Here is a 23,195-nt window from a genome sequence, read left to right on the forward strand (position 1 = left end):
TTATTCCGAAAAAAAACTATAGGGTTAATACTGTTTGACTCAAAAACAGAAAACCCTATAGTCTCATTATAATCCGGACAAGATTATTCAATTTTATATCAACCTGTCGGACAGGCTCAAATTTTATATAATTTCCACAGTATGTCTTGTTGCGTGACAGTTTACGTTTACTGCAACCGGCAAGCCTGCAATGTGGGTAGGGAATGTTTCCACATTTACGGCAAGGGCGGTTGTTGTACCACCCATACCCTGAGGACCTATTCCCAGTTTATTTATTCTTTCTAAAAGCGTTTTTTCAAGCTCTGCATAAAAAGGATTGGCATTTGGAACGTCAATATCTCTTGTAAGAGCCTTTTTAGCAATTTGTGCCGCTTTATCCATAGTACCGCCGATACCTACGCCGATTATCATAGGCGGACAAGGGTTTGCACCGGCTTTTTTGACTGTTTCGATAACGAAGTCAATAACTCCGTTTATGCCGTCTGACGGATTAAGCATTTTAAGTCTGCTTTTATTTTCACTGCCGAAGCCCTTCGGTGCAAATGTGATTTTAATTTTATCGCCTTTAACGAAGTCATAGTAAATAACAGCCGGAGTATTATCCTTTGTATTCACTCTGTCAAGCGGATCGCGGACAACCGACTTTCTTAAATATCCGTCTGTATATCCCATTGAAACACCCTTGTTTACGGCGTCTGTTATTGTGTCACCCTCAACAAAAACTTCATTGCCGATTTCGATAAAGAACACCGCCATACCGGTATCCTGACAAATAGGAACTTCTTTGCTGTCGGCAATTTCGGCATTCTTCAAAAGGTTTTCTATAACACCTTTTGAAATATCCGATTTTTCGGTTTTGACACTGTTGCTAAGTGCAGATTTGATGTCTTTGTTTATATGACAATTTGCTTTGATACACATACCCTTAACAACTTCTGCAATGTCATTTGAATTTATAATACGCATAAATTTTTCTCCTTATCTTATATCAATACCCATGAGTCAAACCATTTCAAGAAGTGGTCAACGTAGTCTACACTGCACGGATGACCCGAAAGAATAGGGTAGAACATTGCAAACAATACGATTGCAAGTCCTGCATATACAAATGCACCGTACATAACCGCCTTTTTATTCTTCGCCTCGTTATAGATGTTGAGGATTGAATAACCGAGCATAAGCACGATAAACGGTACGCAAGGGAAGTAGTGGTATATAAACGTAAGTCTTGTAACAGGTATCCACGATACAAGCTGTGCAAGGTAAGCGATTACAAGGAATAATGCGTTTTTATCTCTGTTCTTGAAAATCAAATATACCATATAGAAGAATGCCGGAATACCAATCCACCATACAAGCGGATTACCGAACGAGCTGATACCCTCTTTAACCTCCGATGTAATTGTTCCCGAATAGTACCATATAGGACGTTTCATAATAATCCATTCATACCAACGTGACGAGAACGGATGCTCTGAGCCGAGAACGGTCTTTGAATGGTAAGTAAGCATTGAACTTTGGTTATCAATAATAGTCTTGAAACCTTGCGAATTCGGTGCTTGCAAGTACGGAATATATGCAAGACAGTATATAATAAGCGGTACTATTACGAAGAATATACAGCACCATAAAATTGTTTTTATCATATACGGCTTAAAGTTGTCAATTATAAATTTGTGACTTATTCCGTTTGTTTCGCCGTTTGGTGTTTTAACTGCGACACGGTACTCACTGTAACGCTTGTAAAGTGTTATGAAGAACAGTACCGCAAGTCCCGCGCCTGCATATATACCTGTCCATTTACTTGCTATGCCGAGTCCCATACTGATTCCGCACAATGCAAGTGTGATAAGTCCTTTTTTGAATGACGAATCATAGAAACTTGTGCTGTAATACTTATACATAAAGTAGTACATCAGCATTACAAAGAATGTGATATATACGTCTATTGTTGCAATTCTTGTCTGTGCGAAGTGCATAAAGTCGAATGTGAGCAAAAGGCAAGTAACTATTGCAAGCCAAGATTTCTTTAGCAATTTCTTTGCAAAAAGGTATATAAGCGGTAACATAAATATACCGAATACAGTACCGACAATTCTCCAGCCGAACGGACACATTCCGAATATTCTTATACCGATTGAAATAAATACTTTACCAAGCGGTGGGTGAGTCCATTCGTATACGTTTAGATGATGTACAAATTCATAGCCTGTACGTCCGTGATAAATTTCGTCAAAGTATGTGCCGTTTCTGAATGATGAACGCTCCGGAACTTCCTGCTGTTCGTCAAACAAAGCCTGTCCCTCTGACGGTGTTGCCGAAACGGGCTCTATAAGGTTGCCCGAAGAATCAAGCAAGGCAAATTCTTTCATTGAAAGCTCTGTGCCGTTTGTTGAAAGTGTAACATATCTTGCTGTAACGCTCTTTGTTTTTTCTTCCCAATGGAATACAGAACCCTCTGTAAGTGTTTCCGTAGCGGTTGTATTGTTTGATGAGTCCGCAAAAGTGATTGTTAAATTGCGGTTGTCCTCAAGTTCATATGAACCAAGGAAGAATTTATATTGGCTGATGTTGCAGTCCTTACCCAAATCAAGCGTTACAGGTGCGTCTGAAATCATATATTCCGTTTCTGCCGCGTGCATATCGCCGAGGTCGTAAAGTGCGATACATGAATATACAACGACTATAGCCGCCATTGCAATAACGTCTACACGGGTTATTTTAGGAAATATTTCGCTTACGGTGAATTTAGCCTGTTTCTTAACAGGAGTATTTGAGAATGTTTTTGAACTTTTTGTATTCTTTTGATATGCTTGTTTTGAATTTTTCGTACTCTTAACTTCTTCTTTTACCGTATCTTTAAGTTCGTTGCCTGCATAAAGTTTTTGCGTCAAGTAAACTACAAATATCATAAGTGCGACATTTATTAAAGACGCAATCAAAACAGGTGCGGAACGGAAGTAGTCGTTCGGACTTTTTTCGTATACAAACAGTACCCATGCAGTGTTAAAGAACTGCGAAAGTGTAACAAGTGCATACATAATAAAGTTTTTGAAATCAGTCACTGAAACAAATGCCAAAAGCAAAAGCCCCATTGCAGGGAATGCGTAACGGTCGTGCATTTTTGTTGAAAGCATATATGTCATAAACGCAAGCAATGCACCGACAAAGTAATACTTCGCATTGTTTTTGCTCTTGAAGAATACATATACCGAATATGCGACAATGGCAATAAGGAATACATAACCGATAACAGTTGTGAACGATGAAAGACCTTCCCAGTTTTTACCCAATGCACCCCACAAGTTAAACGCATTGACCGTTAGGTAAGGATATGACGCCATAGTCGTGGTGTATTGGTCGATTACATTTGATATTCCGAACGGAAGTGCAAGCAACACCATAAGGATTATTGCACTGACACCAAATCCTAAATTCTTTAACAGCTTTTCTTTGCTGAAATCTTTTATAAATACATTTTCGATTATACCGAATATAAGTATAGGCGTAAATATAAATGCCTGCGGTTTTATGAATATACATATTGCGAACATAAAATATGAATAAATCATTTTCTTTTCGCTTATGAAGTATATCATAAGAAGTATAAACAATGTATATACCGAATCAACTTGTCCCCAAAGAGAACAGTTTACTACAGTTGCGGGATTGAAAAGGTATAGCGACGCGAACACGGTTGAAAGTCCATCTGAAAACTTTTTCTTTGCAACTTTATATATAAGTACACCGGCGAGAATATCGCATACAATAGCCGGAAGTTTTACAAGTGCGTATTGCGCACCGTCGGAGAAACCGAACAGTTTTTCAATCGCACCGACTATATAGAGGACATACATATATCCCGGCGGATAGTCGTGAAACATATCGAGTGTGTAAAACTTACCGAAACCGTTTTCAAAAACGGCGTTTGACCAGCCTATGAAACAACTCATATCAGTGTTGTGTCCTCTGTAGACCGCTCCGAGGATTAAACGAAGTATAAATGCCACTGCCGCGGCGGCAATAATATACATTGCGTTGTTATCCTTTTTCACATTGCTTTTTAGTGCCGGATTGATGTAATATGACCATACAGCAAAAGCGGCAAGTGCCGAGAAAAGCACTGTTAATGAAATTCCAAGCATATTTTCACCTCATATTTTAATAATTATTATCTCAACTTATTATTCTACTATATATTCCTATATAATGCAAGCATAAAAAAATATAAAAATTTTTTCAAAAAAAATGTTTGAACTTGTAATATGGTGGTATATATATAGTAACAAAGATAATTTATTAAAAATAATCTTTGGCTAAACACAAAAGGAGTGAGTTTTATGAAGTTCAAAATTATTGGCAGAAGATACGATGTGACAGATAAGATCAGAGATTATGTTGAAAAGAAATTGGGAAAGCTTGATAAGTTTTTCAAAGATGAATCTGAGGCAAGAGTCGTAATCGGAACGATTAAAGATAATGATTATATTGAAGCTACAATTTATGCGGCAGGTATGATGTACAGAGCAGAGGCATCGGATAAAGAAATCCTTGCCGCAATCGATAAGATTGTAGACGTTATCGAAAGACAAATCAGAAAGAATAAGACACGTCTTTCAAAGAAGATAAAGAGAGATGCTACTCTTGACGCAAAACTAATCAGCGGTGCGACTTATACAGAGGGTGAAGAAACAAAAGAATTTGAAGTTGTTAAGACAAAGAGATTTACCGTTAAGCCTATGAGTGTTGAGGAGGCTATTCTTCAAATGAATTTGTTGGGTCACACATTCTTCGTATTCAAAAATCAGGAAACTGATGAAATGAATGTTGTATATAAGAGAAAAGACGGCAAATATGCTGTTATTGAATCAATAGAATAATATGTAGTGATGCACCTTTCGAGGTGCATCATTTTTTATATAAATTTTTTTCGTTTTGGTTAAGTCCTAAAAACCACATTGACACTGCATAAAAGATGGTGAAGATAATACCGCACAAAGCTATTGAGAACAAATTATCCGAAACAAAATGACGGATTACGATTATCGTCAAAATCGGAATAATTAAAGACGGAATAAATTTAAAAATCTCTTTCCAAAAATATTTAATATCAAGTCCGACGCGTTTATGATAATATATATTCATTATAATTATATTCCCGACAACAAGGCTTAAAGACGTACCGAATGCACAGCCAAGCTCGCCGAATTTTATACACAGGGGAATACTTACGGCAATATTAATTGCGGCGATTGCAAAGTACAAAACCGAGCGGAATTTGTGCATATCTTTTGCACGCTGAATTTCAATACCGATAGATTGAATTGAAGTTACAAGCAGCGGCGAAATAAGCAGTAATGCGGTATAGTAGGGGATATTGCTGTCAATCCCCGACCAAAGTTTGATAAAAGGTTTGCCTACTGCGATTATCATAAGATAAATATAAGCCATAACGACAAACTGCACTCTGCCGAATGACGCAAAAAATTTGCTTGTTTCTCTGTTGTCGGCATGGTTTGCGATAAGCGTATGTGCCTTTGGCGTCATAAGTGACGAAAGTGCATAGGAAAATGTAAGGAAATATCCGTTGAATTGAGAACCTACTGAATAAACGGCTACATTTTTTGCGCCGCTGAAAATTCCGAGCAGAATTTTATCGACATTCCAATTAATTTGGTCACTTATAATATTCAAAAACACAAAAAAAGAAAATACCGAAAGCTGTTTGAAAACATTTTTATCAAATGCAAAGCAAAATCGCATATTAAGTTTTTTTATACAATACACCATACCGCAAAGCAGTTTTATAACGGTAATTGCCGTTATACAAATCGCAACGGAAATCGCACCTTGTCCCATAATCAGCAAAGGAAAAGTCAGCATGGGATTTAAAAGTGACGATATTATAATCAGAATTTTCTGAAATGAAAAACGCTCTTGTGCGATTATGTACGAATCGGATATACTGCACGGAAATGTAAACGCAAGGTTTACGGTCATTATGCCGAGCAATGTTTTCAGTAATTTTATCTCGCTTGCGGTCATTGATTTGCCGAACAGAGTTGATGTGTTCATCGTTATAAAACCGCCGACGATAAGCGACAAAATTGAAACGGAAATAAATATTATCGTAAACATACCGTTCAGAACCGATATTGCGTTATTGTCATTGTCGGCTTTGTATTGTGAATAAAACCGCATATACGAACTTCCGAAACCGAAGCTTAAAATGCTGAGACTTGACATTGTGGAGACGGCAAGCTGAAGAAGCCCGTAATTGCTTTCACCCAAAAGTCTAAGCATAACGGGAGTGTATAAAATGCTGATTATGCTTTGTATAAAAATGGATATATATGAAAGTATAAATCCTGATTTTAAATTTCTCATATTACTACCTCATCTGAAAAATCTTTGCCAAAATCTCACAATGTTTATACAGACGGTAAGCAAAAAAGGTCTGTTTCTTTTTATAAGTTTGAAGTACATACGGTGGAAAAACGGCAAGGAGGAAATATCTATTTTATCGATAAAACCTTTTTTATCGGCAAATGTACATATTTCTCTGATGTGATTTAGCTTTGTCTTAATCGGAACTGAATTTGCTTTTTTCAGTTCGTTGCTTATTGCGGTTTTCGTCAGATAAGAATAGTAGTATTCAAGTTGATTTGAATACGGTGAATTTGCGATTGATGAATTTGACAAAAATTCATACAGTGATTTGAAACAGTCAAAATATGAACTGTCATAACTTACTGTCATTTGAGTGCGGGAACGTCTGTAATGATACAAAGACAGGTTTTCCAAGAAATACAGACTGTCACATTCAAGCAAATACGGATATACACAAGCCGCATCCTCACCGGTGCGAATATCGTCATCAACCGCCATTTGATGTTTAATGAGTTTTTCTCTTTTGTAGAGCTTATTCCATATGACAGGGTATATTCCGAACTTATAAAACACACCCGTATAAATCATTTTAGGAAACACGTTATTTTCAAGCTGTTCACGATTATAGTAACCGCCGCTTATATTGATATGAGTGCTGCCGGAAGAAAGCGGAACGGACTTGTTTTCGTGTTCAACGTCACACATAACCATATCGCAATTATATTTTTCCATTGCATTAATCATATGTTCGTACATATGCTCGTCAATCCAATCGTCACCGTCAACATAGCCTGCATATTTGCCGACCGCAACGGAAAGCCCTGCTTTTCTTGCACTGACAACGCCGCCGTTTTCTTTATGAATAACTCGTACACGACTGTCTTTTTTTGCGGCGGTGTCACATATTTCGACGCTGTTGTCCGTTGAACCATCATCTATAAGTATAAGTTCAAAATCTGTAAAGGTTTGTGAAATAATGCTGTTGATACATTTAGGCAGAAAAGAACCTACATTGTAGACAGGTACGATAATACTAAGTAATATACTCATTCACGTTCTCCTTTACATATGATTTTGCTGTTGACAGTTTGTGTCAACACTTTATTAAGTATATCATTTTTAACGGTTACAGTCAATCATAAGTATTTACAAAAAAATATGTTTATGATATTATTAATAGAACAAACGGGAACGGAGGAAAGTATGGAAACAGCAGTTAGTGTGATAATACCTGTATATAATTGTGAAAAAACAGTAGGAAGATGTATAAACAGCGTGCTTAATCAAACGCTTGCCGATATCGAAGTGATAGCGGTAAATGACGGCTCGGACGACAGCACTTTGAAGGTATTAAAAGGTATAAATGACGATAGATTAAAAATTATTTCTCACCTTAATTACGGTCAAGGATATGCAAGAAACAATGGAATGTCTGTTGCAAACGGTAAATATATTGCATTTATTGACGCTGACGACACAATAGAGGAATGTATGCTTGAAAAAATGTATGAAAAAGCCGAAAAGGAAAATGCGGATATGGTGCAGTGTAATTTATATGACATATATCCTGACAGAACAAGAAAAATTCAGCTTAAACCGTTGGACAAGACAGTTATTGTTGAGGATAAAGGCGAGTATGCCGATAAATATTTTTCAACGTGCTATCACAGTTATGAAATTTGTAATAAACTTATACGAAGAAACTTTCTTGAGGAAAACAACTTGAAATTCTGCGATACAAAGAAATATTTTTCAGAAGATTTAATGTTTAATTTAAAAATGCTTAGCTGTTTAAAAAAAGTTTGCTTTATTTCCGAACCTTATTATAATTACTATCAGTATGAAACAAGTCATTTTCATAATGTAAGCAACGGCGAGCGAAGATTGGCGGCGATATGCGATTTGTTCATTGACTATATGGCAGAGGCAGAGCCTGAAATGAAAAAGGCGGTGTCATTTACCGCGTCAATGATTGTTACATATAATATAGGACGATGTGCAAAATTATCATATGAATCGGCATACAGAGTTATGACAAGCCATGTTTACAGAAAATATTTAAAGTCCGCGCTTACACGAAAATGCAGTATCAAACATAAGGCGTTTTTCCTTGCATTGCTGATTTTTCCTCTAAGATGGCGAATGAAAGTTGCGTCTTTGTATGCGTGGAGATGGGAAGTTTAAGGAATGAGTAAAAGATTGAGGATTTTGCTTGACGGATATATTGACGGTAATTTCGGCGACGACCTTATGCTGTATCTTGCGGCTAACGGACTTAAAGAACACAAGCTGTATATAACATCTCCCAAACTTGATATTGCCGAATATACTGAAGAAAAAATAGGTTTTGACCGGTATTTAAAAGTGACAGGCTCGGGATTTTTGATACACAACAACAAAGGTATAGCTTATCGTATGCGTGATATGTACCGCGAAAAACGGTATTCAAAAAACAGAGCCGTTATAAACTGCAATATAAGCGGTTTTGTTAATCGCGTTGCCGAAAAAGTTATACAAAAGCAAATCAGCGGATATGACTTTGTGACGGTGCGTGACAGATATTCGTATAAATATATAACGAAGAATATACCTAATGTAAAATGTGAAAAATATCCCGATATGGTGCTGTCGTTAAGTGATAAAATGATACCGAATGTGCATAGTGAAAATGCACTTGGGATAAGTGTGCATAAGAGTGCGGATATAAATTTGTTGGCAGAGATTGCGGACAGATTTATTAACGAAACAGGCAGAAATGTTTGTCTTTTGTGTTTTAATACAGGCTTGGAAGATGATGTTTCGGTGGCAAATCAAGTTTACGGTATTATGAAAAATAAACATATGACCGAAATTATACGATACACAGATATAAATGATATGTTGAAAAATATCAAGCGTTGCGGAGCAATTTTGGGAATACGTTTTCATTCTGCTATGCTTGCGCTAAGAATGGGCATACCCGTTGTGCCGATTGCGTATTCTGATAAGACAAAAAATGCACTTGACGAAATAGGTTACAGCGGTAAAATATATGATGTGAACAATATTGATACGGACGAAGTTTTGAAAAGTATTTTAAATGCAGTACCTTATAAATTAGACGGTAATATAATAAAATCAGCCGAAAATCATATAAAAAGATTTGACGAATACATCAAACGACAGTGTTAAAAGCTGTCGCTTTTTTGTATGTTTTTCACATTGTTTATACAGGTGTCTTTACAGGTGTAATGATAAGTGCTATACTGTTAAAAATAAATTATATAAGGGGTTTATATGTTATGAATGAACTTGTAAAAGAAATCGAGCAACTGAAGAAAGAGAAAAATGCTGTAATTCTTGCTCATTATTATGTTAATGATGAAGTGCAGGAAATAGCTGATTATATCGGTGACTCTTACTATTTGGCAAAAGTGGCAAGAGAGGTTGACGCAAAGACTATCGTTTTCTGCGGTGTGTCATTTATGGGCGAAAGCGCGAAAATTCTTAACCCGAACAAAACTGTTTTAATGCCGGATATGTCGGCAGATTGTCCTATGGCACATATGGCACAAGTTGAGAAAATCGAAGAAATGCGTGGAAAGTATGACGACCTTGCGGTTGTATGCTACATAAATTCAACCGCCGAATTAAAGTGTCACAGCGATGTTTGCGTAACTTCATCAAATGCGGTTAAGATTGTAAAATCATTGCCGAATAAAAACATCTTCTTTATTCCTGACGAAAATCTCGGCAGACACGTTGCAAAGCAGATACCTGAAAAGAACATTATATTAAACAAAGGTTTTTGCCACGTTCATGTTTCAATGACAGCAGACAATCTAAAGGCTATAAAGGAAAAATATCCGAAGGCACTTGTGCTTGCACATCCGGAATGTAAACAGGAAGTGCTTGACCTTGCAGACTACATAGGAAGTACATCGGGTATCATAAATTACGCAACTGAAAGCGACAACGAAGAATTTATAATCTGTACAGAAAGCGGAGTGGGCTATGAGCTTAGAACAAAAAATCCGAATAAGAAATTCTACTTTGCAGGTACAAAACATTTTTGCCCTAATATGAAACTAAACACAGTCGAAAAAGTCTGTCACGTTTTAAAAACAGGTGAAAACGAAGTGCATGTAAGCGACGAAACAAGATTAAAGTCACTTGTGCCGCTTGACAAAATGCTTGAAATGGCAAAATAAGGAGAATACATATGAAAACAGATATAGTCATCGTAGGAACAGGCGTTAGCGGACTTTATTGTGCGCTTAATCTTCCTCGTGATAAAAAAATAGTAATGGTGACAAAGGCTGACGATGATAAAAGCGATTCGTTTTTGGCACAGGGCGGAATATGCGTTTTGAAAGACGAAAACGATTATGACAGTTATTTTGAGGACACAATGCGTGCCGGTCACTATGAGAACAACAAAGAATCGGTTGATATAATGATTCGTTCATCGAGGGACGTTATAAATGACCTTGTAGGATACGGAGTGCGTTTTGAAAAGGAAAACGGTGAATTTGCGTACACAAAAGAGGGCGCACACTCTACGTCAAGAATACTGTTCCACGAAGATATAACAGGTAAGGAAATTACATCACATCTTTTGACGGCGGTAAAGGAGCTTGACAACGTAACGATTATCGAAAACTTCACAATGGTTGATATAATCGAAGAAAATAATGAATGTTTCGGTATAATCGGTTACGGCAAGGACGGCAAATATATTGATATTCAAGCTGATTTTACAGTGTTTGCAACAGGCGGTATCGGCGGTCTTTACAAGCACTCGACAAATTACAGACACCTTACGGGTGATTCGCTTGCGATAGCACTTAACCACAATATAAAACTTCAAAATATTGATTACATTCAAATACACCCGACAACACTTTATTCAACAAAGAAAGGCAGAAGATTTCTTATTTCCGAATCTGTCAGAGGTGAGGGAGCGGTGCTTTTTAACTCACATATGGAACGATTTGTTGATGAACTTTTACCTCGTGACGTTGTCGCAAAGGCGATACAAGAGGAAATGAAAAAAGATAATAAGCCGTATGTATGGCTTTCTATGAAGCCTATTCCTACCGAAATGATAAAAAATCATTTTCCGAACATATACAAGCATTGTCTTGAAGAAGGTTATGACGTTACAAAAGAATGTATTCCCGTTGTGCCGTCACAGCATTATTTTATGGGTGGTATCGACGTTGATAAATACAGCAAGACGTCAATGGACAGATTGTACGCAGTCGGTGAAACGGCGTGCAACGGTGTTCACGGCAAAAATCGTCTTGCAAGCAATTCACTTCTCGAAAGTCTTGTTTTTGCAAAACGTGCGGCAAAACGTATGATTGAAACATACAGTAAGACAAGTGACAGAGAAGTTACGATAGATAAGGATTTATATAAGAATTACGAAGACAAGTACAAAGATGAAATTCTTGATGAGATAGAAAGGGAGAGAAAGAAACATGAATAATATAACAATGGCGCTTAATGCGGACGAGCTTATTTTGAGTGCGTTAAGAGAGGATATTACAAGTGAAGATATTACAACAAATTCGGTAATGCGTGAATATCAGCTTGGTGAAGTTGAGCTTATTTGTAAGCAAGACGGCGTTATCGCAGGACTTGACGTTTTTAAGAGAACATTTGAATTGCTTGACAGCAAAACGGAAGTTACTTTTACAAAAAAAGACGGAGATACCGTAAAGAACGGCGATAAAATCGGTGTTGTAAGAGGTGATATACGCGTGCTTCTTTCGGGCGAAAGAACGGCACTTAACTATCTCCAAAGAATGAGCGGTATTGCGACATATACACGTTCAATAGCCGATCTTTTAAAAAGCAGTAAAACAAAACTTCTTGATACAAGAAAAACCACACCGAATATGCGTGTATTTGAAAAATACGCGGTAAAAGTAGGCGGCGGATATAACCACAGATATAATCTGAGTGACGGAATACTTTTAAAGGACAATCATATCGGTGCCGCAGGCGGAGTTAAAGAGGCTGTACAAATGGCAAAGGAATATGCACCGTTTGTAAGAAAGATTGAAATTGAAGTTGAAAATCTTGATATGCTTAAAGAGGCGCTTGACGCAGGTGCGGATATAATAATGCTTGATAATATGAGCGTTGAAGATATGAAAGAGGCTGTTAAACTTGTCAGCGGAAAAGCTGAAACGGAGTGCAGCGGCAACGTGACAAAAGAAAATGTTGAAAGACTTGTTGATATAGGAGTTGACTATATTTCAAGCGGTGCGCTTACTCATTCGTCACCGATTCTTGATTTGTCATTAAAAAATCTTCACGCAATTTAAAGAAAGGTTGTGGGAATTAATATGAACGCAGTCGAAAGACGACAGGAGATTGTAAGACTTATAACCACAAACGATGAAGCAATGTCAGGAAGTATGCTTGCAAAAGAACTTGACGTTTCAAGACAGGTTATCGTACAGGATATAGCACTTTTAAAGGCGGCAGGATATGAAATTTTATCTACCAACAAGGGATATGTGATAAATGATGTGGCGGCACATACGAGAGTGTTTAAGGTATATCATACGAACGACCAAACGGAAGATGAACTTACAACGATTGTCGATATAGGCGGAACGGTTGTTGATGTGTTTGTGTGGCACAGAGTTTACGGAAAAATCGAGGCTAAACTTAACGTCGCGTCAAGAAGAAATGTTCAGCAATGTATAGACGGACTTGTCAGCGGTAAATCATCGGCACTTATGAATATAACGTCGGGGTATCACTATCATACAGTAAAAGCCGACAGTGAGGAAACGCTTGACCTTATTGAAAAGGCGCTTGCAAAGAAGAATTATCTTGCACCGGAAATATAAGATGTGAGCCTGTCGACAAAATGTCGACAGATCCAAAAATCACATCTTGCGATGTAATTTTTGAGTGTTTTCAGAGAAAAAATTGTAAAGTTCCTCCAAAGTCGAAACTTTAGATTTTAAGCCATTTCTGCCGCACATGTCGGCAGAAATGATTTTTAATGAGGTTAGAACCTCAAACTCCCAAGAACAAAGTAGACAAAACCGTAACGGTTTTGTCTTAAAATATTTCTTTTTCGGTTATAATAAACTATAATGTAATCGAAAGGAGATAAAATTATGTGTCACAGACAGATTAAAATAACAACGTATGACAGATTATTAAGGGCGTGGGAAAATTCTATGGAGGCGGTAAGAGATTTTCAGAGCTATGCCGATTTGACGGAGGACAACGACAAAGCGAAACAGGCTTTTTATGATTTTGCGGAAAACAGTGCAAAGCAAGCGGCAAAACTTCGTAATTTACTGCTTGAATACAAGAAAAGTAATGCTTGACAATATCATTGATTTGTGCTAAAATATCAAACAAAGTGAAACCTAAGGTTACACAAAGGGGTACACCACCTTACAGGGTGTAGTACTTCTTTGTGTAACCTTTTTTGTTTTTAAAATTAAAAAGGAGGTTGTTCTTTATGATTAATGTGAACGGTAAAGAAACGGAAAACTGCAAAAGTCTTAGCGTCTTGCTTGAAAACGGCGGTTTCAGACGTGACAGAATAGCGGTTGAAATTAACGGCGAAATAATCAAAAAGTCTGATTATGATAAAACCGTTTTGAATGACGGCGATAAAATTGAAGTTGTGAGCTTTGTGGGAGGCGGTTGATTTATGATTACTTTTGAAGAATACGAAAATGCCTTAAAACAGCGTCACGGCGAAAGAATACACAATATATTAAGTCATTCGTCTGTTGCAATAGCCGGTCTTGGCGGACTCGGCTCAAATATTGCAATGTATCTTGCAAGAGCAGGTGTGGGACATTTGCACCTTGTGGATTTTGACAAAGTGGATATTACAAACCTGAACAGGCAACAGTACGATATAGCAGATTTGGGAACACTGAAAACAGACGCACTTACAAAGAATATTAAAAGGTTTAATCCGTTTATCGAAATAACGTCACAATGCGTTAAAGTAAACGAAGATAATGCCGCTGAAATATTCGGCGGATATAAAATAGTGTGCGAGGCTTTTGATAAGGCTGAAAACAAAGCAATGCTTGTAAACAGTATTTTGTCTGAATGTGGGGACACTAAAATTGTATCGGGTTCCGGCATGGCGGGTTTCGGCAGTTCAAACACGATTATCACGCGAAAAATAAACGACAGATTTTATTTGTGCGGGGACACTAAAAGTGATATGAATGACGGACTTGCACTTGCCGCACCGAGAGTGGCAATATGTGCCGCACATGAGGCAAATATGATTTTAAGACTTTTAATAGGAGAGAAAGAGGTTTAATAAATGAACAAAGAAGATAAATTAATTTTAAACGGACACGAATTCACATCACGATTTATTTTGGGTTCGGGAAAGTATTCGCTTGAACTTATAAAAGCGGCGGTTGAAAATGCCGGAGCGGAGATTATAACTCTTGCCCTAAGACGTGCCGCAGGCGGTGACGTTGCAAATATACTTGATTACATACCAAAGGGCGTAACGCTTTTGCCGAATACCTCCGGTGCGAGAAATGCCGATGAGGCAGTAAGAATTGCAAGACTTGCAAGAGAAACAGGCTGCGGAGACTTTATAAAAATCGAGGCGATAAGGGACACTAAATATCTTTTGCCTGACAATTACGAAACTTTGAAAGCGACTGAAATTCTTGCGAAAGAAGGATTTGTTGTAATGCCGTATATGTATCCAGATTTGAATTTTGCGAGAGATTTACAAAATGCGGGTGCGGCTTGTATAATGCCGTTAGGCTCACCGATAGGGTCAAACAAAGGACTTTGCACAAAGGAATTTATAAAAATTCTTATTGACGAAATCGATTTGCCGATTATTGTTGATGCAGGTATAGGCAGACCGTCACAGGCTTGTGAGGCAATGGAAATGGGCGCGGCGGCAGTTATGGCAAATACGGCGATTGCGACAGCCGGTGACGTGCCGAAAATGGCACAGGCATTCAAAAAAGCAATAGAGGCAGGACGTGAATCGTATCTTGCAGGCTTTGGTGATGTGGTTGAAAAGGGTGCGAGAGCGTCATCGCCGCTTACGGGATTTTTACACGATTAATTTTGAAAGGTTACGAAAATGAAAGAAAGAACAAATCATATGGAATATATGGAGGGTATGGAGGTTATCGACTCTACTCTGCTTGATGAAGTCATATCGGCTATGGACGCGTATGACTATGATAAATATACGGATAAAGACGTGGAAAATGCACTTTCTCACGATGTACTTACAACGGAAGACTTCGCGGCACTTCTTTCACCGGCGGCACTTAACCACCTTGAAGAAATGGCACAAAGAGCACAAATTGAAACAAGAAAGCATTTCGGAAATTCCGTTTCGATGTTTACGCCTTTGTACATAGCAAATTACTGTGAAAACTATTGTATTTACTGCGGTTTTAACTGCTATAACAAAATTCGCCGAGCAAAACTTTCGGAAGAAGAAATTAAAAAGGAAATGCAGGAAATCGCGAAAACAGGCTTACAGGAAATTTTACTTTTGACAGGTGAAAGCCGAAAAATGTCAGACGTCGAATATATCGGCAATGCTTGTAAAATAGCGAAGAAATATTTTAAGGTTGTCGGTGTTGAGGTTTATCCGATGAACTCTGACGAATACGCACATCTGCACAAGTGCGGTGCAGATTTTGTGACGGTATTCCAAGAAACGTATAACAGCGACAAATACGAAACATTGCACCTTGAGGGACACAAAAGAATATTCCCGTATCGTTTCTACGCACAGGAAAGAGCGATACTCGGCGGTATGCGCGGTGTGGGATTTGCGGCACTTTTGGGATTGGACGATTTCAGAAAAGACGCTTTCGCAACTGGTATGCACGCATATTTGTTGCAGAAGAAATATCCGTATGCGGAAATTGCGTTTTCGTGTCCGCGTTTAAGACCGATTATAAATAACGACAAAATCAATCCGAAAGACGTACACGAACCACAGCTTTTGCAGGTAATATGTGCGTACAGAATATTTATGCCGTTTGCGAGCATAACAATTTCAACGCGTGAATGTGAGCGATTCAGAAATAATATTATTAATATTGCCGCTACAAAAATAAGTGCCGGAGTTGACGTTGGTATCGGCGGTCATTCGGGAGAGCAAAAGGGTGATGAACAATTTGAAATTTCAGACCCGAGAAACGTTGAAGAAGTGTATAAAGCGATTGAGGAGCAGGGCTTACAGCCGGTAATGAGTGATTATATCTATGTTTAATATTGTATGCGTGACGCACAGAAAACTTTGCGACAACTTTTTGGAACGAGTGGGGGAGCTTTATGAAAACAATGTTCCTGTAATACTCAGAGAAAAAGACTTGTCGGAAAGTGAATATGAAGAACTGGCGAAAAAAGTTGTTGAAATTTGTCCGAACGTGATACTTCATTCATATATTAACGTTGCAAAAAAAATCGGTGTAAAGAGAATACATTTACCTTTGCGTTTGATGAACGAAAATGCAGAGAAAGAATTTGAAACGGTCGGTGTATCTGTTCATTCGGCAGATGAAGCAGTGCTTGCAGAAAAAATGGGTGCAACGTATGTGACGGCAGGTCATATTTTTGCGACAGACTGCAAAAAAGGTCTTGAGCCGCGCGGCATAGAATTTTTGAAAAATGCAGTATCGTCCGTCGATATTGATGTTTACGGTATCGGCGGTATTTCGCCTGAAAATATCGGCAAAATACAGAATACCGGCGCAAAGGGCGCTTGTATAATGTCGGGGTTTATGAAGTGCGATAATGTGAAAAAATATTTGGACGAAACATACAAAAACCTATTGAAAAAATAAACCGATTAATATATAATAAATATATAGTGTGAAATTTATACACAAAACAGAGTATTATGTATTTAAGGAGAGAAAAACCAATGAAATCAATTAAAGAATATGAATTTTGGTTTGTAACAGGAAGTCAACACCTTTACGGCCCTGAAACTTTGGAACAGGTTGCAAAGGATTCACAGGCTATGGTGGACGGTCTTAACGCGTCAGGCAAAATGCCTTGTAAGATTGTGTACAAGCCGACAGTGAAAACTCCTGCTGAAATTAAAAAAGTTTTCAAAGAGGCATCATATGATGATAAATGTGCCGGCGTAATTGCTTGGATGCACACATTCAGTCCGTCAAAGATGTGGATAAACGGTCTAAAGGACTTCAAAAAGCCTTACTGTCATTTCCATACACAGTTTAATCGTGAAATTCCTTGGAATGAAATCGATATGGACTTTATGAACCTTAACCAGTCTGCACACGGTGACAGAGAACACGGATTTATCGGTTCAAGACTTAGAATGGCGAGAAAGGTTATCGTAGGTTATTGGGAGGACGAAGAACCTCAGACAAAGCTTGCAAATTGGATGAGAAGTGCTTGCGGTTATGCAATCAGCCAAGAACTTAAAATGGTACGTTTCAGCGATAATATGCGCCAAGTTGCCGTTACAGAGGGTGATAAGGTTGAGGCTGAAATCAAGTTCGGTTGGGACGTTGAATACAGACCAATCGGCGATATTGTTGACATTTTGAATGAAGTTACAGAGGCTGAAATCGATGCAAAAATGGCTGAATATGAAAGCCGTTATACAATGGATACGGATAATATTGACGCTGTTCGTTATCAGGCGAAAGAAGAAATCGCTATAAGAAAAATGTGTGAACAGTTTGATTACAGTGCATTCGTTACTCATTTTGATACATTGCACGGTCTTGACCAACTTCCGGGTCTTGCCGCACAGAATATGATGGCAGACGGTTACGGTTTCGGTGCTGAGGGTGACTGGAAAGTTGCTGCTATGGACGTTATAATGAAGTCAATGGCTGAGGGTATGACAGGCGGTACTGCATTTATGGAGGACTATACATACCATCTTGAAAAAGGTAATGAACATATTTTGGGTGCGCATATGCTTGAAGTTTGCCCGCTTGTTGCGGCAGATAAGCCGAAAATTCAGGTACATCCTCTTGGTATCGGCGGTAAGAGCGATCCTGCAAGACTTGTATTTGACTCAAAGAACGGTGACGCAATCGTTGCTTCGCTTGTTGATATGGGCGGCAGAATGCGTTTAATCGTAAATGATATTAAGGCTTGTAATCCGTTAAAGCCAATGCCTAAATTGCCTGTTGCGGGTGTAATGTGGAAACCGCTTCCGTCACTTGCTGTTTCGGCTGAATGTTGGATTAAAGCCGGCGGTGCTCATCACAGCGTTCTTTCATATGATGTTACTGCTGAAATGATGAAAGACTGGGCTGAAATGATGGGTATTGAATTCCTGCATATCGGTGAAAATACAACAGTTGAAGATTTTGAAAAAGAAATTTTCTGGAACGATATTGCTTATAAATTAAAGTAAATAACATTATAAAAAGGCGAGCCGTTCGGCTCGCCTCAGAATGTCGACAAATTGTCCGGAACTTTTTATATTTTAAAGTTTAATTTATAGCTATAAAAAATGCACAGGCAAGCCGTAGGCTTGCCTGTGCATTTTTTGTGTGCTATTTTTCACTTACCACAATCGTCGGAAGTGACATTTCACTGTATTGAGTTGAAATAATGCTGTTTTTGGCAATTCTTGAATACAGACCGGCAAGTTTGCCGTTATACACGTACATACCCGTTATATTACTGTACTTTTTATATTTTGCATTTTCATCGTGGGTGATGTCGATATTCCAAGTTGCATATGGGGTACAGTATTCTTGAAGTAAGTAGTGATTATCAACGTTACTCAAAACTTCTTCTTTCCACGCGTGGTCACTCATACCCTCAACACCTGCATACACGCCTTTTGACGCATACGAATCTTCAGGTTTTATGACCCACTTATCCTTTGTATTAAGAACATCGTGTTTATCGATTTCTTCTTGTGTAAGTGACGCGGTGTACGGAATGTGATCTTTGACGTACTGCTTTTCTTCGTCGGTAAGGAATGCGGAAGTCATATCATCGTGAAGTATCTTAAACACGATTTTATTATGAATAACCTGTGTTTTAAAATCACCGATAAGGCATACATCATTATTTTCGGCAGCCTTTATAAACGGCTGAACTTTATCGTAATTACGCATAATATCGCAAGTCACCGCACGGCGGTAGATTGCATTGATTTGCTTGCCGCTTGGCGAAAGAAGTTTGCCGTTTTCGTATGAAAGGTCGGTTATTTCGCATATTTCACACGTTAAACCGCTGTCCTCAAATGCCTTTTGAAATGCGGTAAATTCACGGCTTATGTCACCGCCGAAAAAGTCGACTATTGCAATATGCGGATTTTCTACCGCTCTGTCGTATGTACGGTAAATATCCATAAATGCTTTAACCCATGAATTAAACAATTCATATGTTCTCACATTGTATTTTTCGGTAAACTTATCAAAAGTGCTTGTAAGACGAATGGCTTGATTAAGCTCCTTATCCTCATTCATTGCACTTGAGCCGTCCGCGTTAAATTCGCAGAACTTAAACGAAAAATCGTCCTCATTAAAAAATATATCTATTCTTGCGATAGGCAAGGCACATTCATAGTGATTTGGACGAAGAATTAGCTTTTCCAATTTTTCGTCAAAACCGAAAAGCTTTCTGTATTCGGCATTAGTTTGATATTCATGAATAACTTTTTCAAGTATTTTGTACATACTTTCGGCGGCTTTTTTGAAGTATGCCGCCATTTCTTCCGTAAACATTTTCGGCATATAAAGCGTGTGTACAAAATAGCCGTGATAACGTGCCGTTGAAGTTTTGATATATTCCTGTTGCTTTTTTGCGCTTTGCAGACTTTCCGCGAAATTATCGTCTACAAGTTTTTTATAAAATTCCTCTGCCTTTTGCAAGGTTAATCGTCTCCTTTAATGTTTGTTTGTTGTCTATAAGCTGTTTAAGCGGAAGAAGATATTCTCTGTCGCTTGAATCAAGTGCGTTATATGCCGCACTGCACAATTTCATAGCCAACGTATGTGCGTCAGTTCCGTAAACTTCGGCATTATAACCCTTTAATATTATATTGTTCTTTGCCTGAGCAATGGCACTTAGTGAAACATCAAGTGAAAAATCAGACATAAAAATACCTTTGATAAGCGTTGCATAAGCTAAAACATACTTAATCGGCATACTGTCGGCAGGTCTGATTTCAATATACTTTTTAAGTCTTACGTCAGGGAAGAACATAGAAAGAAGATGCTCCGCTATGCTTTCGTCAATAGGAGTATCTTTGTAAATATCGCATATTTTTTTATCGGCGGTAAATTCTATATCGTCACCGTTTACAGTGAGTATAGCCGGTGAATTGTAAATGTATTCGGCATATTTCTTGAATGAAAAATCACTGTCAAGCACTGTCGGAACAATACCGCAACGGTCATTGTCAACATCATTCCAAATATATGTTCTCAACGTATTTCCCAAAAACGGCTTGCCCTCAAAAACAGGTGCGTTGTCGCATATAAGTGAAAGAATAGGGCTTATTATGTTTGCTTTTTTAAATTTTTGAACGCAGTCTTTTTCATCGGCGAAGTCAATAGATACCTGTGCAGACGCGGTACCGCGCATCATATTTATTCCGCGTGTGCCAACCGATTTAAAGTATTTGTTCATATATTCATAACGTTTTTTCGGGATAAGCGATATATCCTTTGCTTTGTTTTTAGGCATATAACCGAGTGTTGTAAGTCTGTATGAATATTTATCAAGTATGGGATTTATCACCGATAAAAATTCGCCGTAAATATTTTCAATCTCACAAATGTTTTCAGTCGGTTTTATACTGATTTCAATTTGTGCGCCCGGTTCAAGAGTGATGTTGTATTTATCACACGAAAGACCGATAAGAAAACCCTCGCTGTAAACGTGTTTGGGGAAGTTTTGAGCAAGCTGTTCGATTATATTTTCAACACCGTTGATATACGGTACACAATCGCCGTTTTTGTCAATTACAAAATGCTCAAGCTCAACTCCGACTGCATTTGAATTACAGCCTTTTGAGCCATCGGCTATATAATTTGTAAGTACATTAATGTTATTATCGTAAATATCCATAAATCCCTCAATCAGCAAAATACAGACGGTACTTTTGTAAGCTGTTCGATTTGAACGTCACCATCTGTAAGCGGTTTGATGTCCTCAAGAAATTGAAGAAAATGCTTTGCATTGTTGTGCTGCTCTATTGCAGTGTCGTTAAGCCATTCTTCGATGAATGTAAATTTTGTTGCATCTTCTCTGCTTTGGTATATCTTGTACGCAAGATTGCCTTTTTCCTTGCGTGTATCACGCACTACATTGACAGCACATTTTTTGAATTCGTCAACACTGCCGTTAAGTACATTGAATTTTGCTATTATAGTAATCATATTAATTTCAACTCCTTAATATAGATATTTTTATTATACCATATTAGTGCAATTTTTACAAGACCAATAAATAATGATTGACGGAAAAAATTATAAGTGATATAATTAATAGGTTAGTATAAAGCTTTGAAAGGACATATTTACTTATGGATAAGAATAAATTTATAAAAGATAATTTCGGTATATCGGACAAGACGCTTAAATTGGTAAGTGAGGCGGAGGAGAGTATCAAGGAGCAGTTTAAGCATATAGAGAATATTTGTGAAATAAATCAGCTTAGAGTTATGAAAGCATTTGCGGATAATCGTGTATCTGACAGTCACTTTGTTGCTACGACAGGCTACGGTTATGACGATTTGGGCAGAGATACGCTTGACAGAGTATATGCGGATATTATGGGTGCGGAGGACGCACTTGTACGTCACAATTTCATATCTGGTACGCATACCATCTCAACCGCACTTTTTGCTGTTTTAAGACCGAATGATATACTTGTTTCGATAACGGGCAAGCCGTATGACACGCTTGAAGAAGTAATCGGAATACAAGGTGAGGCGGGTAACGGCTCACTTAAAGATTTCGGCGTAAAATATGTTCAGATTGATTTAAAGCATGACGGAACACCTGACCTTGAACAGATTAAATTTACTCTTACACATATGAATGTAAAAGCCATTACAATACAGCGTTCAAAGGGTTACGGCTGGCGTCCGACATACAGTGCAAAGGATATAGGCGCACTTATAGAATTTGTAAAGGAAATTTCGCCTGAAACTATTTGTATAGTTGACAACTGTTACGGTGAATTTGTCGAAACGGAAGAGCCTACCGCATACGGTGCAGACCTTATAGCAGGCTCACTTATAAAAAATCCGGGCGGCGGACTTGCTCCGACCGGCGGATATATTGCAGGTAAACAGAAGTATGTAGAGCTTTGTGCATACCGTCTTACTTCTGTCGGAATCGGCAAGGAGGCAGGTGCGTCACTCGGTTTTAACAGACAGATGTATCAAGGCTTGTTTATGGCACCGCACGTTGTGTCACAGGCTTTAAAAGCCGCAGTACTTTGCTCGGCGGTATTTGAGAAACTCGGCTTTGAGGTTGACCCAAAACCTAACGAAATCAGACACGATATAATTCAATCAATAAAATTCGGTGATCCCGATAAAGTTACAGCATTTTGTCAGGGAATACAAAAAGGTGCACCGGTGGACAGCTTTGTTACACCTGAACCTTGGGATATGCCGGGATATTCGTCACAGGTAATTATGGCGGCAGGTGCGTTTGTACAGGGTGCGTCGATAGAATTATCGGCTGACGCACCTATAAAACCGCCGTACATTGCATATATGCAAGGCGGTTTGACATACGAAAGCGCAAAACTCGGAATAATGGTTGCTGCTGATAAAATGCTTAGAAAGGAATAAAAAT

22 protein-coding genes are annotated in these 23,195 nt (G+C 38.2%); 15 read left to right on the forward strand and 7 right to left on the reverse strand.

Annotation, left to right across the window (positions count from 1 at the left end; translation table 11 throughout):
• Positions 1 to 123 precede the first annotated feature (123 nt).
• Together LKE05_RS05665 and LKE05_RS05670 are read right to left on the reverse strand one after the other, a co-directional pair.
• Complete coding sequence (locus LKE05_RS05665; RefSeq protein ID WP_022229337.1) at positions 124 to 966, reverse strand: fumarate hydratase; 843 nt, start codon at positions 964 to 966, stop codon at positions 124 to 126.
• A gap of 17 nt (positions 967 to 983) precedes the next feature.
• Positions 984 to 4,145 carry a glycosyltransferase family 39 protein gene (locus LKE05_RS05670; protein ID WP_022229338.1) on the reverse strand — a complete coding sequence of 1,054 codons (3,162 nt, stop codon included), beginning with the start codon at positions 4,143 to 4,145 and terminating at the stop codon, positions 984 to 986.
• A gap of 195 nt (positions 4,146 to 4,340) precedes the next feature.
• Between LKE05_RS05670 and hpf the strand changes: the two genes are divergently transcribed.
• The gene (gene hpf / locus LKE05_RS05675; protein ID WP_117964834.1) at positions 4,341 to 4,880 is read left to right on the forward strand and encodes a ribosome hibernation-promoting factor, HPF/YfiA family; all 540 of its coding nucleotides are present in this window, start codon (positions 4,341 to 4,343) and stop codon (positions 4,878 to 4,880) included.
• Between the two features lie 28 nt (positions 4,881 to 4,908).
• Here hpf and LKE05_RS05680 read toward each other — a convergent pair whose 3' ends face one another.
• Positions 4,909 to 6,387, reverse strand: a complete 1,479-nt coding sequence (locus LKE05_RS05680; RefSeq protein WP_308456211.1) for an oligosaccharide flippase family protein — start codon at positions 6,385 to 6,387, stop codon at positions 4,909 to 4,911.
• A gap of 9 nt (positions 6,388 to 6,396) precedes the next feature.
• Positions 6,397 to 7,440, reverse strand: a complete 1,044-nt coding sequence (locus LKE05_RS05685; RefSeq protein WP_308456212.1) for a glycosyltransferase — start codon at positions 7,438 to 7,440, stop codon at positions 6,397 to 6,399.
• Between the two features lie 153 nt (positions 7,441 to 7,593).
• On the opposite strand from LKE05_RS05685, the gene LKE05_RS05690 reads away from it, so the two are divergent.
• The 13 genes from LKE05_RS05690 (at position 7,594) to araA (ending at position 18,778) form a co-directional block, all read left to right on the forward strand.
• On the forward strand, positions 7,594 to 8,574 hold the full coding sequence (locus LKE05_RS05690; RefSeq protein ID WP_308456213.1) for a glycosyltransferase family 2 protein: 981 nt from the start codon (positions 7,594 to 7,596) through the stop codon (positions 8,572 to 8,574).
• A gap of 3 nt (positions 8,575 to 8,577) precedes the next feature.
• Positions 8,578 to 9,561 carry a polysaccharide pyruvyl transferase family protein gene (locus tag LKE05_RS05695; RefSeq protein WP_308456214.1) on the forward strand — a complete coding sequence of 328 codons (984 nt, stop codon included), beginning with the start codon at positions 8,578 to 8,580 and terminating at the stop codon, positions 9,559 to 9,561.
• A 110-nt stretch (positions 9,562 to 9,671) separates the two neighbouring features.
• Positions 9,672 to 10,580, forward strand: coding sequence for a quinolinate synthase NadA (gene nadA, locus LKE05_RS05700; RefSeq protein ID WP_022229344.1), 909 nt, complete (start codon positions 9,672 to 9,674; stop codon positions 10,578 to 10,580).
• Positions 10,581 to 10,591: 11 nt separating this feature from the next.
• Positions 10,592 to 11,863 carry an L-aspartate oxidase gene (locus tag LKE05_RS05705; protein ID WP_308456215.1) on the forward strand — a complete coding sequence of 424 codons (1,272 nt, stop codon included), beginning with the start codon at positions 10,592 to 10,594 and terminating at the stop codon, positions 11,861 to 11,863.
• A complete protein-coding gene (gene nadC, locus LKE05_RS05710; protein ID WP_308456216.1) occupies positions 11,856 to 12,707 on the forward strand; it encodes a carboxylating nicotinate-nucleotide diphosphorylase in 852 nt (283 codons plus the stop codon). The genes LKE05_RS05705 and nadC overlap by 8 nt, the downstream gene beginning before the upstream one ends.
• Before the next feature lie 21 nt (positions 12,708 to 12,728).
• Positions 12,729 to 13,241, forward strand: a complete 513-nt coding sequence (locus LKE05_RS05715) for a transcription repressor NadR (RefSeq protein ID WP_022229347.1) — start codon at positions 12,729 to 12,731, stop codon at positions 13,239 to 13,241.
• A gap of 276 nt (positions 13,242 to 13,517) precedes the next feature.
• The gene (locus LKE05_RS05720; protein WP_022229348.1) at positions 13,518 to 13,733 is read left to right on the forward strand and encodes a hypothetical protein; all 216 of its coding nucleotides are present in this window, start codon (positions 13,518 to 13,520) and stop codon (positions 13,731 to 13,733) included.
• Positions 13,734 to 13,870: 137 nt separating this feature from the next.
• The gene (gene thiS, locus LKE05_RS05725) at positions 13,871 to 14,062 is read left to right on the forward strand and encodes a sulfur carrier protein ThiS (protein WP_118446196.1); all 192 of its coding nucleotides are present in this window, start codon (positions 13,871 to 13,873) and stop codon (positions 14,060 to 14,062) included.
• Positions 14,063 to 14,065: 3 nt separating this feature from the next.
• Entirely contained in the window at positions 14,066 to 14,698 is a 633-nt protein-coding gene (thiF, locus tag LKE05_RS05730) for a sulfur carrier protein ThiS adenylyltransferase ThiF (RefSeq protein ID WP_308456217.1), read from the forward strand.
• Positions 14,699 to 14,701: 3 nt separating this feature from the next.
• Positions 14,702 to 15,475: a thiazole synthase gene (locus LKE05_RS05735; protein WP_117966978.1), complete on the forward strand. Its 774-nt coding sequence runs from the start codon at positions 14,702 to 14,704 to the stop codon at positions 15,473 to 15,475.
• Between the two features lie 18 nt (positions 15,476 to 15,493).
• Complete coding sequence (gene thiH, locus LKE05_RS05740) at positions 15,494 to 16,645, forward strand: 2-iminoacetate synthase ThiH (RefSeq protein ID WP_022229351.1); 1,152 nt, start codon at positions 15,494 to 15,496, stop codon at positions 16,643 to 16,645.
• Positions 16,638 to 17,219 carry a thiamine phosphate synthase gene (locus LKE05_RS05745; RefSeq protein WP_308456218.1) on the forward strand — a complete coding sequence of 194 codons (582 nt, stop codon included), beginning with the start codon at positions 16,638 to 16,640 and terminating at the stop codon, positions 17,217 to 17,219. The genes thiH and LKE05_RS05745 overlap by 8 nt, the downstream gene beginning before the upstream one ends.
• Before the next feature lie 80 nt (positions 17,220 to 17,299).
• Positions 17,300 to 18,778, forward strand: a complete 1,479-nt coding sequence (gene araA / locus LKE05_RS05750) for an L-arabinose isomerase (protein ID WP_117966968.1) — start codon at positions 17,300 to 17,302, stop codon at positions 18,776 to 18,778.
• Between the two features lie 142 nt (positions 18,779 to 18,920).
• Here araA and LKE05_RS05755 read toward each other — a convergent pair whose 3' ends face one another.
• The 3 genes from LKE05_RS05755 to LKE05_RS05765 are packed head-to-tail and all read right to left on the reverse strand — an operon-like array spanning position 18,921 to position 21,764.
• Positions 18,921 to 20,252 (reverse strand): glutathionylspermidine synthase family protein, encoded by a 1,332-nt coding sequence (locus LKE05_RS05755; protein ID WP_308456219.1) that lies wholly within the window; start codon positions 20,250 to 20,252, stop codon positions 18,921 to 18,923.
• Positions 20,227 to 21,453 (reverse strand): glutamate-cysteine ligase family protein, encoded by a 1,227-nt coding sequence (locus LKE05_RS05760; protein ID WP_308456220.1) that lies wholly within the window; start codon positions 21,451 to 21,453, stop codon positions 20,227 to 20,229. The genes LKE05_RS05755 and LKE05_RS05760 overlap by 26 nt, the downstream gene beginning before the upstream one ends.
• Positions 21,454 to 21,464: 11 nt before the next feature.
• On the reverse strand, positions 21,465 to 21,764 hold the full coding sequence (locus LKE05_RS05765) for a putative quinol monooxygenase (RefSeq protein ID WP_022229355.1): 300 nt from the start codon (positions 21,762 to 21,764) through the stop codon (positions 21,465 to 21,467).
• A gap of 146 nt (positions 21,765 to 21,910) precedes the next feature.
• Here LKE05_RS05765 and LKE05_RS05770 point away from each other — a divergent pair, with 146 nt between their 5' ends.
• Complete coding sequence (locus LKE05_RS05770) at positions 21,911 to 23,191, forward strand: methionine gamma-lyase family protein (RefSeq protein ID WP_308456221.1); 1,281 nt, start codon at positions 21,911 to 21,913, stop codon at positions 23,189 to 23,191.
• Positions 23,192 to 23,195: the final 4 nt, after the last annotated feature.

The organism is Hominilimicola fabiformis, from assembly GCF_020687385.1.
In the GTDB taxonomy this organism is placed as follows: Bacteria; Bacillota; Clostridia; order UBA1381; family UBA1381; genus Hominilimicola; species Hominilimicola fabiformis.